The 15964-nt window shown below is 61.3% G+C and carries 8 protein-coding genes; 3 read left to right on the top strand and 5 right to left on the bottom strand.

Annotated features, from left to right (window positions below; translation table 11 throughout):
- Positions 1-41: 41 nt before the first annotated feature.
- The 3 genes from BUS06_RS38120 (at position 42) to BUS06_RS38125 (ending at position 2581) form a co-directional block, all read left to right on the top strand.
- Positions 42-908 carry a nucleotide-binding protein gene (locus tag BUS06_RS38120; protein WP_254368746.1) on the top strand — a complete coding sequence of 289 codons (867 nt, stop codon included), beginning with the start codon at positions 42-44 and terminating at the stop codon, positions 906-908.
- On the top strand, positions 905-1861 hold the full coding sequence (locus BUS06_RS04285) for a tyrosine-type recombinase/integrase (protein WP_074263133.1): 957 nt from the start codon (positions 905-907) through the stop codon (positions 1859-1861). The genes BUS06_RS38120 and BUS06_RS04285 overlap by 4 nt, the downstream gene beginning before the upstream one ends.
- 255 nt (positions 1862-2116) lie before the next feature.
- Positions 2117-2581, top strand: a complete 465-nt coding sequence (locus BUS06_RS38125; RefSeq protein ID WP_254368748.1) for a hypothetical protein — start codon at positions 2117-2119, stop codon at positions 2579-2581.
- Positions 2582-2763: 182 nt separating this feature from the next.
- Here the strand turns inward: BUS06_RS38125 and brxL are convergent, their stop codons facing one another.
- The 5 genes from brxL to brxC are packed head-to-tail and all read right to left on the bottom strand — an operon-like array spanning position 2764 to position 15956.
- On the bottom strand, positions 2764-4806 hold the full coding sequence (gene brxL, locus BUS06_RS04295; RefSeq protein WP_074263134.1) for a protease Lon-related BREX system protein BrxL: 2043 nt from the start codon (positions 4804-4806) through the stop codon (positions 2764-2766).
- 3 nt (positions 4807-4809) lie between these two features.
- Positions 4810-7362, bottom strand: a complete 2553-nt coding sequence (locus tag BUS06_RS04300; protein WP_074263135.1) for a PglZ domain-containing protein — start codon at positions 7360-7362, stop codon at positions 4810-4812.
- On the bottom strand, positions 7362-11309 hold the full coding sequence (gene pglX / locus BUS06_RS04305; protein WP_074263136.1) for a BREX-1 system adenine-specific DNA-methyltransferase PglX: 3948 nt from the start codon (positions 11307-11309) through the stop codon (positions 7362-7364). Before pglX ends, BUS06_RS04300 begins: the two co-directional genes overlap by 1 nt.
- A 1-nt stretch (position 11310) precedes the next feature.
- Positions 11311-12399 (bottom strand): GTP pyrophosphokinase, encoded by a 1089-nt coding sequence (locus BUS06_RS04310; RefSeq protein WP_074263137.1) that lies wholly within the window; start codon positions 12397-12399, stop codon positions 11311-11313.
- Positions 12400-12407: 8 nt separating this feature from the next.
- Entirely contained in the window at positions 12408-15956 is a 3549-nt protein-coding gene (brxC, locus tag BUS06_RS04315) for a BREX system P-loop protein BrxC (RefSeq protein WP_217272796.1), read from the bottom strand.
- Positions 15957-15964 lie beyond the last annotated feature (8 nt).

Genomic DNA, 15964 nt, shown 5'->3' on the forward strand with positions numbered 1-15964 from the left:
TATGATAATGTCCTTTATCACATATAGAAGAGAAGACCACGTTGAGCACCACGGCTACCCCTCCATCGCTGTCATCGGCCCAGATTGAACATCGGATCCGCGCGCTCGACGAACATGTTGATCAACTACGCGCAATCGATGTTCAGACGTATTCGGACGACAACAAGCAAATTCTCGTCGCCTTGCAGGCCAGGATCCGCGACACGCTTGAGCGTTGCTTTGGCGATAACTCGTCGCGCTATCGCCATTTTCAGGGCGCGGGGTATTTGTATGAGCCCATTGGACGACCAGGCATTTTTACTAAGCGTGGTGCATTGGAGGCTCAACTTCGAGAGGAGGTTGGAGAGAACATCAGACGGTCCATCGGACTTCTTCAGTCGGCACGGGCCTCACTGCAGGCTGAGCTGGCGGACATTGAGCACCAGTTATCGCCTGTGAGTAATGCCAATTCGAAATCGATGCCGCTTTCCCGGCGCGTGTTCGTTGTTCATGGCCACGACAACGGAGCCCGCGAGACCGTCGCACGCTTCCTTGAGCACATCGACTTCGAGCCGGTCATCCTGCATGAGCAGGCCAACCAGGGCCGAACGATCATCGAAAAATTCGAGGCGCACGGCGATGTCGGGTTTGCCGTCGTGCTGCTCACGCCCGACGATGAAGGGTGCGTGAAGGGCGGTGAGCTTCAGCCTCGCGCACGGCAGAATGTCGTGCTCGAACTCGGGTATTTCATTGGGCGGCTTGGCCGGAACAAGGTATGTGCTCTCAAGAGCGGAGATCTTGAGCTACCCAGCGATTACCAAGGTGTGCTTTGGGAAACGATGGATAGCGGAGGCGGCTGGAAGCTCAAATTAGCCAGTGAGCTCGCGGCCGCAGGCTATGAGGTCCATTTGAGTACAAAAAGGCCATGAACCAGCTCGTCGCGCTCGATGCCATTCCCACCCCGGCGCTGGTCACTGCCGCCGGCGAGCGGGCAGGCATCCGCTTCCTGGAGTTCTTCGCGTCGGCGATCCGCAATCCACACACGCGGCGTGCCTATGCGCGCGCCGCAGGGGATTTTCTCGCCTGGTGCGCCGGCGCCGGGGTGCCGTCGATCACGGCGGTGCAGCCGCTGCATGTGGCCGCCTGGATCGAGCGGCAGACGCAGGCATTGTCGGCGCCGACCGTCAAGCAGCACCTGGCCGCGATCCGCCACCTGTTCGACTGGCTCGTGACGGGCCAGATCGTGCCGCACAACCCGGCCGCCTCGGTGCGGGGGCCGTCCCACACCGCGAAAAAGGGCAGGACACCGGTGCTCGATGCGACCGAGGCGCGGCAGCTGCTCGACAGCATCGACGTGACGACACCGGCGGGGCTGCGGGACCGCGCGCTGATCGCCCTGATGGTGTTTTCGTTCGCACGGGTGGGCGCCGCGCTCGCGATGCGGGTCGAGGATGTCTATGTGCAGCACCGGCGCCTGTGGGTGCGCCTGCGTGAAAAGGGCGGCAAGCAGCACGCGATTCCCTGTCACCACACACTGGAGGCGTACCTGCACGCGTATCTGGACGGTGCCGGCATCGGCGGCGATCCGAAGGAGCCGCTATTCCGCACGATACGTCGCGGCACCGGTCAGCTCAGCACGACGCCGCTGCCGCAGGCGAACGCGTATGCAATGGTGCGTCGTCGGGCGCTCGCGGCGGGCATCGGGACGGCGATTGGCAACCACACGTTCCGCGCGACCGGCATCACCGCCTACCTGAAGAACGGCGGCACGCTCGAGAACGCGGCGGCGATGGCCAATCACGCGTCGACGCGCACCACACAGCTGTACGACCGCCGCCGGGACGACATCAGTCTGGACGAGGTGGAGCGTATCCATGTATAGCTATGCCGGTGTTCTGCGACGCCATCAATTGCTTCATGATGACTCTCGCGAGATACGCCCTCGTGTCTGGGTTTCGGGTAGAGGCTGGGTGTCCCTCATGGACCGTCATGGACGGCAGATTCCAGTCGTACGCACATCAAGCATCCTGCCTTGAGCTTGTGTTGGCGTTTTCGCATGCTTGGGCACAGGATCGAAGAAGCTTTTGAGCCGTGACCGAGTCCAGCAAGCACCCAAGCCGTGCGCGGAGAAAGGCTCATGATGAATCCCGAACTGGCCGCCGAATTAGCAGACGAGGCACAACTCAAGGCCGCTATACGCGAGCTGCGCAAGCTGAGAAAGGAAAGCGAGCCCCTTAAACGTGCATGGTCCGATACACGGGTCGCCAGACAGAGGTACGAGCGAGAGTACGCGTTCGCGGTCAAGCAGCTAAGGGAGCGGGAGGACCGAATTATGGATGAGCTAGCGCCTTATCTGGACAAGATCGAGGCGCTAGAGAAACAGGTGAGGAAACGGACCGCAAGGTACGGAAAGCGCAGTCCGGCTAAGGTCATCTGTGGCTGTGCGAAGGCCGCACTGCAAATCTTGCCTAAGAGCCTCACACTCCGTCTTATTCTGCTCGGCGCCGACGACGATAGCGCTCAGCTCAGCCGCGCAAGGCGAGGCGGCCTTGCGCGTTTCGAGTCGGTGTCAAATGGTCCGCGGTCAGGCCGAGACTGTTGAGAGTGGGGCACCATAAGGTTGTGCGCCTGCTCGCTCGCGTCCAACAAACGGTAGTTTTTTGAACGCCTGAACAGTGCTGCTGGCTAACGCGAGCATCGAGCTGGTACTGGACCTCGACCGAGCTATTGGGCACCCCTATTCATGCCTTGAAGGCGCAACCCAAGCTATCCGTTCTCGCGCTGTCACGGACCGCCAAGCACCTTCAACGCCGCAGTCTTTGGGTCGCCATAGAAGATCGGGTCGACGTGTTCCATGATTTCGGCGCTGACGTCAAGGAAGCTCCGCTTGTTCTCGATCGGAATCAGTGCGCGCTTCGCACCGTTATCCATTGCAACCTGGAGAGGTTCGGTGAGCGAGCGAAGCGGCTTGATGTTCCCTTGCACGCTCATGTCGCCCAGGATCAGTAAGGCCGGTGTGACCGGAGCCTTACGCAGCGCCGAGTAGCAAGCCACGAAGAAAGCGACCCCCAGCTCGGCCTCAACCCGGTTCGCCAACAGGTCGATGACCTCAACATGAAAGTCAGCGACGTCGAAGTCCCGAGCGACTCCGAATTCCGACTTCTTGGTCTGCAGAAAGCTGAACGCACGCTGCACCGACTCCTTCATGGCGCCCGACACGCCACCCGCCAGTCTGAGCTTGCCGGTGCCATTCGACACAGACACCTCCATCCTGTACAGGCCGACTGTTCCGTCCGAGGTCACGCCAGCGGTGTACGTGGTGCCGGGCGGCAGCGGATCGGTCGCAATGAGATCGCGTCCACCCTGCTCCGGAACGCCGACGAATTTTTCCTCACCAGTGTCCTGCAGGGTGTAGCTGAATGAGGTGTGGTAATACTCGAAGGCGCCCATCTTCTTGAGCTGCTCCTTGACCCGTCGCCGCCCCTCGATCGCCAGCTCAAGGATTTCACCGAGCTCGTCGAGAGCCACATCCCCGTGCGGATATAGGATCTTCATAAGCCCGGAAACCGTCTTGCGTACTGCCTTGCGATCACGGGCGTTGAGGTGAGCTCCCAGGGAGAAATGGCGGTCGATGATCTCGGTGAAGTTGTGCTTCCTCATTTCGCGGAGCGCTTCCGCAAGATAGTCGACCACGAAACCATAGTGGTTCGTGAACAGATCGTTCCGCATTTTCGGGATCTCCCAGCCTGGGAGATAGAAGTGCATGCGGTCGATGAACGCCATGTCGTCGCGGATGATGTCCGGCATGGGGGCAAACAGATGGCCGGTCTGTACCATCACGTCCACCGGCTGATTGGTGTTGCCGAACATTGCGATGCTAGCGTCACCGGATACCGCCTCTTGGCCGCGCTGGAAAATGCCGGATTCGCAGTAGGTCTTCATCGTTGTGATGACCTCCTTCGGCATCTTCTGCAGGTCAGCCACTTCATCGAATCCGACGACGTCCCAGATCTGCACCATGCCCTTCTGCCGCCCCGACATGTGGCCGAACAGGTTTGCCACCGTGGTACCCCCGGTAAGCAACGCAGAGTACGGTGACACTTCCTGCACCACGTAGCTCTTGCCTGTACCGCGCGGTCCGAGTTCGACGAGGTTGTAGTTGCGCTCCGCAAGTGGAACCAACCGCACCAGAAGCAGCAGCTTGAGGCGTCTCGACATCTCGCCGGGCTCATAGCCCATGCTCCGCAGGATGAGGTCGAGCCACTCATCGGCCGTGAACTCGCTGCGGATACGCCGGTACTCCTCGAGGTCGAAGGTGGCGATTTGGATCGGGGTCAGCTTGTCGATCCAGAAGGGATTCTTCCCGCGCGATTCCTCATCATACTCAAAGCGCATGTCAACCTGCGCCCAGACGCCGCCCATCACGAGGCGCTCGTAGTCGCGGACGTAGTGCTCAGGGACGTGTACGTTCTTGTGGCCGAAGTTCGTGACCTCGGCCCAATAATCCGAGTCGACAAGGCGCACCTTCACCTTGTCGATGAAGGTGTGGCGGCCTCGGTCCTTTACCGTTGCCTGCGCCTTCATCGACTCGTCGGAGCGGATGTAGTTGTTGGCCAACGTGTCGTTGACCACCTGCAGGCCCATCTGGATCGCGACCTCGTCGCTCGAGGCGCAGTACTTCCCGAGGAGGAACTCGAGGACGAAGACCGGCACGTTGGCGCCGACCTTGACCTTTCGGACGAGGTCCTTGCGCACCACCTTCCCGGCGAACAGGCGGTTGACCTTGTCGTCGAGTGCGTCTCGTGTCGGGGTCGCTCCGTTGCTCATGGTTTACACTCCAAGTCGAACTGGGATGTCGGTAGGCGAGCGGTAAAGCTCTGCATCGGTTGCCGGGTCCTGCACTACGACGCGCAAAGAGGCGGCGCTCTCATCGCGCAGTAGAAAGGCGATGGTTGCCGGCTTGCTGGGCTCCAGCTCCACGATGCCCGTGACGCGGTCAAACTGCGCATCAACCGCCATACCGACGGCCCCCACCTGCCGGCCGGCCGCCATCAGCAGCGGTCGAACTTGAATACTTGTGGCCCCGAGCAGCATCTGCTTGTCACCATAGGTAAATTTGACGCTGAAAATGCGGTTTGTCACCGCATTCGGAAGACCAGCCGCTTCAATCGGGCTCGCTGAGGAGCGAGCCACTTCGCGCGTCTTTGTGCGCACAGTCAGCACAGGGATGACCATCTCCTGGAGCGAAGGGCCGCCGTGGTGAAACGCGAGGTCGCCGCCCGCCTTGAAGACCCCCGACGCAGCAGGAAACACGAATTCCAGGTCAGAGGCGTAGCCGAGGGACGATGCCGACACGCGCACGCAGCCGGGCGGCGTGGCACCGCCGCGTCCAATCCAGCATCTCCGGTGTAGCTCCACGGTGTCACCGCCGGGAGCGTCGGTGCGCATCGACTCATCGCGGTCCATCGCGAAGAACAGATGGCCGTGGTCCGCGCTCACCACGACGTGCTCGATTCCTCCAGCCGCGAGCTTGCTGATGGCGCGTGCAAGATTGTCGATGACGGTGTCCATCACCTGACGCGCCTGGAAGGTGAAGCCCGTTTCGCCTGCGTGGTCAATCTCCTGCGAGCGAACGACGACGACTTGTGCTCTGTCGAGCTTCTTCGCGAGCTTCGAAGCCTGGAGGCTCAGGAGCTCGTCAAGCGCCATGTCGACCAAGTTTGGCACACGTGCGGCCGCGTGCTTCTTCCGGCTCGCGAGGTCGGGTAAGAAACTGTCGTCGATGCTGGCACCGAGCTTTCCGCCTTTCTCGAGAACCAAAAAGCTCGCAGAAGCGCCGGGCTGTAGCGCCGCCATGCCGATAGGCGTGATACTGGGCAGCGCACCAACGGCCGCTCGAACGGCGACTTCGGAGCTCTTCGGCAGGCGCTCGGCGAGCTCGACACCCATCTCGAAGCGCATGGCATCGACAAGGATGTAGGCGACGGGCTTGGGCCTGTCGGCGACGTGTTCGCTCCAGATGTGTGTCTGGTGGAGCGCTCCAGGGACGGTCCACCCAGACTTGACGAGCGCCTTGGTGAAGCCCACAGCCATCGCGTGGCAGGTGTCCTCGTGGGCTCGGCGGACAACTCCCAGCGGGCGCTCCTCGGGCTCCTCGTCAAGGTTCGCGACCCACACTTCCATGCGGCGCTGAGCCTGATCGAGCCGGAACCAGCCATCCTTCGATACGTAAGCGTCCAGCCACACGGCCGCGTCCCCCGAAGTTTTGTTGACTGCGTTTCGGACTTCCAACGCCACGTTACCCAACTCGGCCATCCGCCGAGTGGCTTCCCACTGTGCTTTTCTGCTGACGTCACGGTCAATCCAGAAGCTCTGCTCTCTCTCTGTAATAAGTCCCAGCGCCTCTTCGAACCTGCTGTTCGAGATGAGGTCACCCGCGTGACGAAGCAGGGCACGCTCCTCGAAACGGAAAGTGTCGATAGCTCCAAGCTCGCTGGGCGGCAGCGTCGCATTATTCAGGCCCAGTTCGTCTTCGACGCGATCGGCGAGTGCCGCGTATGCATCGGGAAAGCGGGTGCGGAGCCGCCGCGCGAGCTCACACACAGCAGACTCGTCATCCTTTGATGCGGGTTTGGGGACGCTGTCCAAGGAAGAGGGTGGGTCGCACGCTAGGTCGAGGCGAAACTCGCCTGCGAGCACGTAGCGGAGCGCGATGGCGCGCAGTTTCGCGAGGGGCGCGTCAGGCTGCAGCTCGAGCCCGAGGCGCGCCTTCGCGAGCTTCGTCAGCTCGCGCGTTGCCTCTTTGCTTACTATCTCTGAGTCGCGCGCGTCGCTCACGAGCCATGCGGCGAGGAGTTCATCGTTGCCGCTCGTGTCGTAGAAGATGCTCTTCAGAATCGAAGGAGGCTCGGCGCCGGAGTCTCCCGCCGCGACGCGCGCAAGATCCTGATAGGAGACCTTTCGGTCAAAGGGCAGCATCTCGTCGACGACGCCGAGCGTGTATTTCTGGAGGAGGACATTCTTCGCCAGCTGCTTAAGCTGCGGCTCCCACGTCATGCCGGCCTTTTCAAGCTCCATCAGGACGGACGCGTGGCGGTCACGGGCGACGTTCGGCATATAGATGATGACCGCGCGCGGATCGTCGCCGCTCACGAGTGGCTCGACCACCGAGCGCAGCTCGAACATCGATCCTGCGTACTCTGCAAGGCTCGCCTTCGTGCCGCCGACGTCAACCGGAGCGGGATCGCTCGCGCTGCGAGGATCGCCGCGCACTTCCTCGATAAATGTCTGGAACTCGCCGCGCTCGTCGTACCAGACGACGACGCGACGGGACTTGAGCTTGTCGGCGAGCTGCTTCGCCACGTAGTCGTGAAGCGGGTGCATCAGGCGTTTCCTTCCTCGACAGCAGTCTTGCGGCGACCGCCACGACCGCGCCCCGCGTTGCCGGAGGCGGCCGGTGCTTCGACCAGGGTTTTCAGCGCGGACTTTACCGCGGGTGAGGTCCGTCCGTGTACGAGCTCGTCGACGCTGCGCGTGGGCGTCTCGCGCGCGGTCCACTTGCCGTCGGCGCCTTCCACCCAGAACACATCTTCGAGCCCGTGCGCAATGGCGAGGCTCCGGTCCTTCGCGCACTTTGGCACTACGTGCTCGGGCCAGAGGTGCATCGCGAGGTGCGTCCAGTCGTACTTGCGCTCGCAGAGCGCGTCCCAAGTGGACTTGAGCGCTTTTTGCCACAACTTGTTCTGAGGAACGAGTCGCCAGAGCGGCGCAAAGTTGATAATGACACCGTCGTCGAGATTCGGATTCCAGAGTGGGGCGACGTGCTTCACTTCCTGAATGAAGGCACGCAGTTCCTCAACGGCGGCCGCTTGGGCGGCGAGTGCCTTTCGCTGGGCGGCCGTTGCACCGTCGCGCAGCTCACTGGTCAGGGACTCGAGGCGGCGCTCTTCGTGCGCGAGCTTCGGCGCGACGTATTCGTTCTGCACGCGAAAGAGCGTATCTTTGCTGAAGGCGTGGATGTAGAGCCAGACCGAGTAGCTCGCCGAGGGGGTCGCAAGCTGCCAGTAGATCGGTGCCTTGCGACGGCTCTTCGAGTACATCTTGATGTGCAGAGGGAAGAACTCCTTGGCGAGCCAGCCACGCAGATTCTCGGGCGCGTCGATGTGGACGCGCTCGGCTAGAGCGCGTGCGCGAGCCGCAAGGTCGTACTCGTGCCCCTCATCGTCAACGAGGATGTCGGGACGGTCGGCTGGCTCTTCGCCTTCGGGATACATACCGGGCGAGCGCGCCGGCAGCGGGTCGAAGGGCTCCGGCTCGGACGGGATCGCGCGTTCGCCGGTCGCGAGGCGCGGGTCGAAGCGACCGAAGACAATGCCGATAAGCCACGACAAGCGCGATGCATCAGCGACGGCGCCCTCGCTAGGCGGGTTGCTATCGAGCTCCACTTGGACCTCAGAGTCATCACGCGCCCCCCCTGAGATTTCCTGGGCTTCTCGACGATCCCGGTCAAGGGTTCGGAATTGTTGTGCCGTGAGTCCACACAGAGCACTGAATCGCAACTCAAGAGGTTCACCAATTATTGACTCACGAGACCAGCCCGCATTAGCAGGCGAACCTTCGCAATTGGCCAGTGCAACAAAAAGAACCTCGGTTTCGTCAGACCGCATCGAAGTCGCCATACGCGTACGAACCCCCGCAATCGCAGCATGCGCTAATTGCAGGTCACCATTCGAGCTAGGCTGCACATACGGGACAGCGGCCACCATCGAGTTCTGAAACTTTGGCCGTGCGAAGTCTTCGCCTCTGAATCGAGCCACTGCAGTTGCAAGGTTCGATGAGAGGAGAGCAGCCACCCATGATTCATCGGCGTGAATCGGATACACCTGACTTCTCCCGGCTGTTGGAACAATGCCAGCAGGCACGAGATAAGGCACCAAACGGTTCGAACGAAGCATGTAACTAAGGCCAGGCCGAAAGTACTGAGCCTCAGATCGAACGTACTTCGACTCAGAGTCACCCTTGCCAACATGAAAGGCCCGAATCTCCGCCCCGTTGTTGCTCCACTTCACAGTCAGATGAATCGAAGAAAGGATCGGTAGGGCTTCCTCTGTCTTTGAATACCATGCCCATGCACGGCCGCGCACGGACTGGTCTATACACTCCTGTTGAATCTTCTCGCTGTCGCCCCGGGTTGTTGGCACGACAATGCTCGATACACCAACTTCCCACCATGTCCGCAAGAACCGAAAGTCGTCGCCTGTTTGGAGCCCGACCGCAATCGCGCAGACATTTGGAGCAATTGGCGACTTCTCCGCTATGCGTTGAGCGATCTCTTCATCTATCCAATAAACATATGGACGATCCGGAAAAACGCCAAAATCGCGGACATCTCTCAGAAACACGTCGCTCGACGGCTCCCCGGAATTGAGGGCGCAAATAGACGAGCGGAGCCCCACACTCTTTGTCTGGCTCCGAAGTTGGCGGAAGAAGGCGGCTGGCCTACGCGTTGTCGGGTTCGCCGACCAAACGCAGGCCGCGGTCTCGACAGTCGCGTCCAAAACCCCATTTCCGAAATCGGCGAAGGCCTCGAGACAAAGGCGCTCTTCGAGCACGGACTTGCGAAAGTCAACGAACGATTGAAGAAAGAAGCAGGTTCTGCTGATGATGGCCCCCAGGTAACCCGTGGGCGAAAGAAGCTCAGAACACCTGTCAACGAAGTGAGCCAAGATGTTTCCGCGCGATAGCGGAAACTCGTCCCGCAAACGCTCCAGACTCCGCCCCGTTGGCTCGCCAAATGGCGGGTTCATCACTATCGTGTCGAACTTCTTCTCCGCGACGGAAAGTAGCCCAATTCCTTGCGCCGCATCCTCGATGAAGAGCCTCCGTCGCGTGCTGGTGCGCGTCTCGTCGTCAGTGGCAAGGCGGGCAAGCGCGGCGCGAATGCGCTCCTCGGGCGGGGCGAACAAGTCACCTGTCCGGCCGCGTTTGCCTTGGCGTGCGACGAGTTGCTCGATGCGGAGCAGCAGCCCCATATCGCCAGCGAGCCTAAGTGACTCGACGAGCGACGTGAACACGCGCTCGAGTTCTGCATCATCAAGCTTCGCGATGAACTCCCTGGCGATCTGGTCGTCAGCGACGAGCGGCTCGGCCACGACGATATTCGAGCGTCGGATCGGGGGCCGCTCCGCACGGCTGATGCCGAAGTCGCGGTACGCCTTCTGCGCGCGCATCCACAGCGCGAGCTGCGCGATCTGCGCGCAACGCGGATCGATGTCGACGCCGTGGAGGTTGTGCGCGAGCACGAGACCCGGAACGGCCTTCCGAAGCGCGTCGAGGCTCGGATAATCATCCGCGAGCGTCTTCCCCGTCGCTTCAGCCAACGGGCTGTCCGGGTCGGCATAGGCCTCCTCGTAGATCGCCAGCAGCAGGTCGAAAGCGTAGAGCAGGAAGTGCCCGCTGCCGCATGCCGGATCGAGCAGCCGCAGGTCGCGCGGATCCTTCTTCCCGCGCGGTGCGAATTCCTCGCCGGGTTTGCGGACCATGTACTCGCAGCGCTCGGCGAGCACGGTCCGGGTGCTGTGCATCTCGTACCAGATGCGCCCGAGCGTGTTGTCGGTCAGGAACTGGACGACGTAGCGGGGCGTGAAGAACTGGTTGCGCACGGCCAGCTCTCGACTGTTGCGTGGCGCCTGGCTCTCTTCGCGCATCTTCTTGCGCTCGTCCTGGCTGTTGAAGAACTGATAGACCCAGCCGATGGTCTCGTCCTCGCCCCAAACGCAAGCAAGCTCAGTGGCATTTAGGATCTCGAGAAGCTGCTCGAACGTCGCGCGCTTCAGCCAAAGCACACTCGAAGGGTCTCTCCGGTCGAATAAAACCTTCACCTCAGTCGACAACTCGTCAAACAGCGACTCGATGTAGAGCCGGTAGCCGGCGCTGTCGGGAATGAGTGGCAGGCCCGGCGCCATGCCGCAAAATTCGCGGTAGCCGGCGGACTGCTCGCCCTTCGTGATGCATTCCTGCACAAGCTCGCGAGCCTCCAGCATTTTGAGCGCGACGAAGCGATAGAGCGTGGTAAAGGCGGCGTCGCGCAGATAGTCCGCGACGGAGTCCGCGGTGCTAATGCCGGCAGCACGCTTGTGCTCGATGGCGGCGACTATGCGCTCACGCTGGAAGGTTTGGCGGGCTGAGAGATGCACACCTGCCTTCGCGGCAACAGCCCCGTCTCGATGCATGTCGAAGTCGCCCTCGAGCTGCGCGGCGAAGTCGTCCTCGAGGAGCTTCCGCGCTCGCTGAGTCGCGCGTTCTATGGCGTTGCGTGTGTCCTTGTCCATGTCAGAGTCCCGCTGTTTCTGACGCGGCGAGTGATGCCGCCGCAGACAAATCGACGAACTGCTCGGCAAACCACTGCACTCTCGCAACGCCCTCTGTCGGTGCCTCAGCAAGCGGTGTCCGAAGATGCTTACCAATCTTTGGCAGCAGGAGCACCAGCAGCACATCTGACGAGTTGCGGTCGGGTATGAATCGTGTCGATCCTTGTGCCTCCAGGCGCTGAGCGAACGAGTCAAGTGCTGCTTGTGCAGGATTCGTCATCGGCTCTGGCAATTCAAGAAGCTTCCGGATGCTATCGGGGCTTAAAAGGCGGATAGGCAAGAGCGATTCGAAAAGCGCCCCGGCGTTGCGGGCAAACTCGATTCCCGGAAACCAGCTGCGCAGCCGCGCGACGAAGTCGTACACGTCGCTAAACGTGCCACCTTGTTCCCGCTGCCGTCGTTCGGTTTCGACAAATAGGCTCGAGATAGTGCCATCGCCCATGCGCACGGATTGGCCGAGCATGACTAGGAAGTTACGCTCCTGCTCTGAAAGAGTGCCAGCCGCTGGCTTGTAACCAAGATCGTGTTCAATCTCATTCCAGACGTGAGCCATCATGCTGCACACCTGCACCTCACAGGGGACGTCCATAACATTGACATATGTGCCGACGCCGTCGGTCTTGGTCAGAAACACCTCGATGTGGCTTGCGCGGTAGAAATTGCCGGGATTGTCGCGGTTCTTGTCCTTTCGTTCATGGGTCGGCCGCTGACCACCGGCATCGACGAACCGCCGGCAGGCCAGCTCTACGACCTGCTCCTCATGACGCTGCTCGTAGGTTGCAATTCGCACCGCGGCGAGGTCACGAATCTGTTCGAAGACGGCGTCAACGTCCCGAATCGACTTCTTGCTGTTGACGGCAAAGCGGCGCAGCTTGCCCTCGAGGCTCTTGGGGCTTTTGGCCCTGGAGGTCACCTGAGCACGGATGGCGTTTCCCTCGACGATTTCGGACCGGCAGATCTCGGCAACACGCGCCGCGAGCTTGAGGTAACGGTCGTACTCGCGGTGGTAGCGCTGAACAGCCTTCTTAATGGTGTCGTCAGAGATCGTCATGTCGGTCTCTACTGGACAATGATTTTCTTGCCGGCGCCGATCAGGCGGGAGCACTCTTCTCGAATACCGTCCAGTGCTGCCTTGAGCTGTTCTTCGGTCTCGATTCCTTCCGCGAAGTAGCTGCCGACGCTCACCGTGACGACGCGCTCGCCATCAATGATGCGCCGCAGCTCCGTGGTGGCCGCGCGGAGGCGCCCTTCACAGGCATCGTGATCCGCCCGAAGCTGCGGAATAGGAACGCCTTCGGGGTCGCGCTTTTGTCCACGCTCGAAAGGCTCTGCGATACGACGCCGCTGATCTTCGTCGATCTCAGTCCAGCCAGGCACCTTGACTAGCTTGTCAAATGCCTTCGAGTAGGCGTCCACGCGGGCGTTAATTGCCTTGTCAAAGCGGTGGCTGTACTCGGTTTCAATCGCCTTGGTGTGCTGTTCAATCGACGGCAACTCTTTGAAAAAAGTCTCACGCGCGAGGAGATCTTCGAGCGACGACGCGCGCGTGCGCAACTCGTGGGCGATGTCAGATTCCTGGCTCAGGAAACTCCAAAGCCCCCCCTGAGCCTTGCGCGCGCGTTCGAGATCGTGGAGGCGGGGCTCGGTGAGCATCTGTTCAAGCTCGACGGCGCGCTTGACAGCGTCCTTGATGGCGCGGTGGCTCGTGTTGAAAGTCGCGATGGCGTTGTCCTCCGAGCCTCGGAGGATGGCCTTCATCTGCCCGATGGCATCGTCAAGCATCACCTGTCCCGGCAAGCGTTGGCTGTTCAGCGTTGCTAGCGCAGCGGAGACAGAGTCCTCGTTGCGCGCAATCGCCTTGCGAAGCTCCGAAACGATCGCGCCGGCGTTTAGCTCCTTCACTTCGCTGCCGAAGGTGTCTCGGAAGGCCTCCGAGGCCTTTACCAGCTCCTCGAACTCGATGCCCTTTTTTGGCCGGAACGACGCCTGGCGGAACAGGTTGTTGTTTGAAAATGTCTCGCGCGCCTCTACCCCGGTGACTGTATCGAGCGTCTGGCCCTTGCTTGTTGCTTCAACCTTCCCGGCCCGGAGCAGCGAAAGCACCAGCAGGCGCACGACCTCGAAGTCCCAGCCGAAAGGCTCTTTGGCGAATTCGTCGGTAAGGTAGCGGCCGCTCGCCGTATCGCCGTAGTTTGCGCGTTCCTCGATGCGATCGAGCACCTCTTTCAGAGCACCACTTTCGGTGCGAAAAACGGTCTTGCCCTTCTCGTCACGCAGGAGGCCAATGTTGCCGAACACACTCGGGAGCCCCTGGAGGTTCTCGGCAGTAAATAATGCGTCGGTGCCCTTCTTCACGTCCGCTGCCTTGGCGGAGGCTTCCTTGAAGCGGTCGAAGACCTCGGGTAGCACTTGGCCGAGCACCTCGGCGGCGGTCTTGCTTACGTCGACGGCACGATCGCTGGGGCTGCGGTCGTTGCCGCGGAAGTAGATGCGGCCTGAGAGGCACGCAGCGCGCAGAAGGCGACGAAGCTCGTCGCTGTGGCGGCGCAGACGGACGCGCTCCTCGGCAATTAGCGAGGGCGTGTCCTCGCCCCTTGTCTCGCGCTCCTTGCGGGCAAGCATCTCCTTGGAGCGGAACAGCTCGACAGTCTCCCGGTCGATGGTATCGGTCAGACCGATGGCCCAGAAGACGTGCTTGCGCTCCTGCTGGCTGCGCGTGCGCAGCTCGTCCGCGAGCGCGTCGAAGTCCCTCCCATCCTCGGCGAGGTGGACTTGGAACAACATGTCGCCGCCCGTGACCTCACGGCCGTGGATCGCCAAGCCCGCCTTGAAGGTCTTTGTGTCGAAAAGTGTGTGCGACGGCTGGGGCTGCCAGAATGCGGACAGCACCTCGGAGTAAAGGCGGTGCGAATCGCCCGGCTTCGGGCTGATACCGTTGCGCAATCGCTCCCAGTCATCCTCGGCGGGCGTCGGGATGCGGTAGCCGTCGTCGCCTTGGCGAACCTTGTGAGTCGACACGAGCTCTTGGAGCGCCTCCTTCACTGAGGCGAGCTGCGAATCGCCGTCGACGCTCTGGTGGAGCGCGGCCGCGATGTTCTCGGCGCTGCGGTGCACGCTTTTCACATACTGGAGCAGGCAGATCACTTTTGCAACCGGCTGCGAGAGCGGGTGGTTGAGCTCTTTCGAAATGGCGGCGATCTTGGCGCGGACCTCGGAGCCGATGTTCCCCTCAACGAGGTCATACACATGGTCGAGACGTACAAGGTCGCCTAGCTGACGGTCGGCGAGGTTCACGGCCGGGTTGATGAGGAGCTGCTGCGCGAGTTTGATGATGGTGCGGTTTGCGCCGCCGACGTGCTTGCTCCCACCGCCCTGCGTGCGCAGGCCCGAGACGACCTGGATGATGAGGTCAATCTGGAATGGCAGCAGGGGGTACAGGTCAATGAAGGCCTCGCGTGACAGCTCCGGAAGCTTGACGTCAGCGGTGAGCCGCGTGTGTTCGGTGAGCCGGCCACGATGGCCGTCGAAGAGTTTCCCGAGCGCTGTCTGTGCGGCGGCGTTCTTCGAAAGCACACGGCGGCTGGTGACCTCGGAGATATCCGAAGGCTCGAGGTGGACCTGTAGCGGGAACCGGTCCATCAAGCGGGCCAGCTCGATCTTCTTGTCGTCGAGGCCACTGACAAGCTCGCCAAGCTTCTCCTGGGAGGTGACGACGACCCAGTGCTTGCCACGGCCCTTCACGCCGAGGCTCTGCACGATGGCTTGCAGGTCGAGCATCTTCTGGACGTCTCGCGCGACGAACTGTCCAACCTCGTCGATAACGAACATAAGCGAGAGCCCTGGTTTGCGGCGCCTCATCAGCTCGCCCGCACGCTCGGCGAGCTTACCCGGCGTGATGTCGGCCTTGTTCTTGACTGCCTTCACCCACGAGTCAGCCATCGGGTACGTGTCGGGATCGAGGCTGTGGAGCACACGGCTCGCCTCCGATAGCGCGAAGGCTACCTTGCCCTTCTCGGCGGCCCAGTCCTTCTTGAAGAGCTGCTTGTACTCTTCCTCGAAGCGGTCGAGCCGGCCCTTCTCCTCGAGCCCGATCTCCAGCTCCGAGAGGTCTAGGTCCTTCGCGTAGCCTAGGCTTTGCAGGAAGAGCCCATACATGATCTCGGTCAGAGTTTGGTTGCCGCTGCGAATTCCGCGGTCCGTCGAAACGTCGAAGATGACAGCGTGAGTCGGGATGTTCTCGTTGATAGCCTTCAGCAGAACCGACAGCTTCATGTCGCCGGCGCGCTCAGCAAAGCGCTCAGCTGCAGACTCGCCCGCGACGGTACGGTTTGCGACGGAAAGTCCAAGCATCTTGGCGAAGCTCGACTTACCTGAGCCAAAGAAGCCCGAAACCCATATGGCGATGCCCTCATGAGGCTTGTTCGGCGTCTCGCTGTAGGCGTCGAAGATGCCCGTGTAGTGCGAGCGGATTGCGTCTGTTACGACGTACTCGTTGATCTCATCGCGGATGATCTCTTCATCGGTCTGGTCGACCTTGATGACTTCTTCGATGCGACGGTGGATGTCGTTGGCGAAGAGTGTCTTGATAGGCGTGGGCGTCGTCATCATCGGTAGTC

The sequence above is a fragment of the Paraburkholderia phenazinium genome, assembly GCF_900141745.1.
In the GTDB taxonomy this organism is placed as follows: Bacteria; Pseudomonadota; Gammaproteobacteria; order Burkholderiales; family Burkholderiaceae; genus Paraburkholderia; species Paraburkholderia phenazinium_B.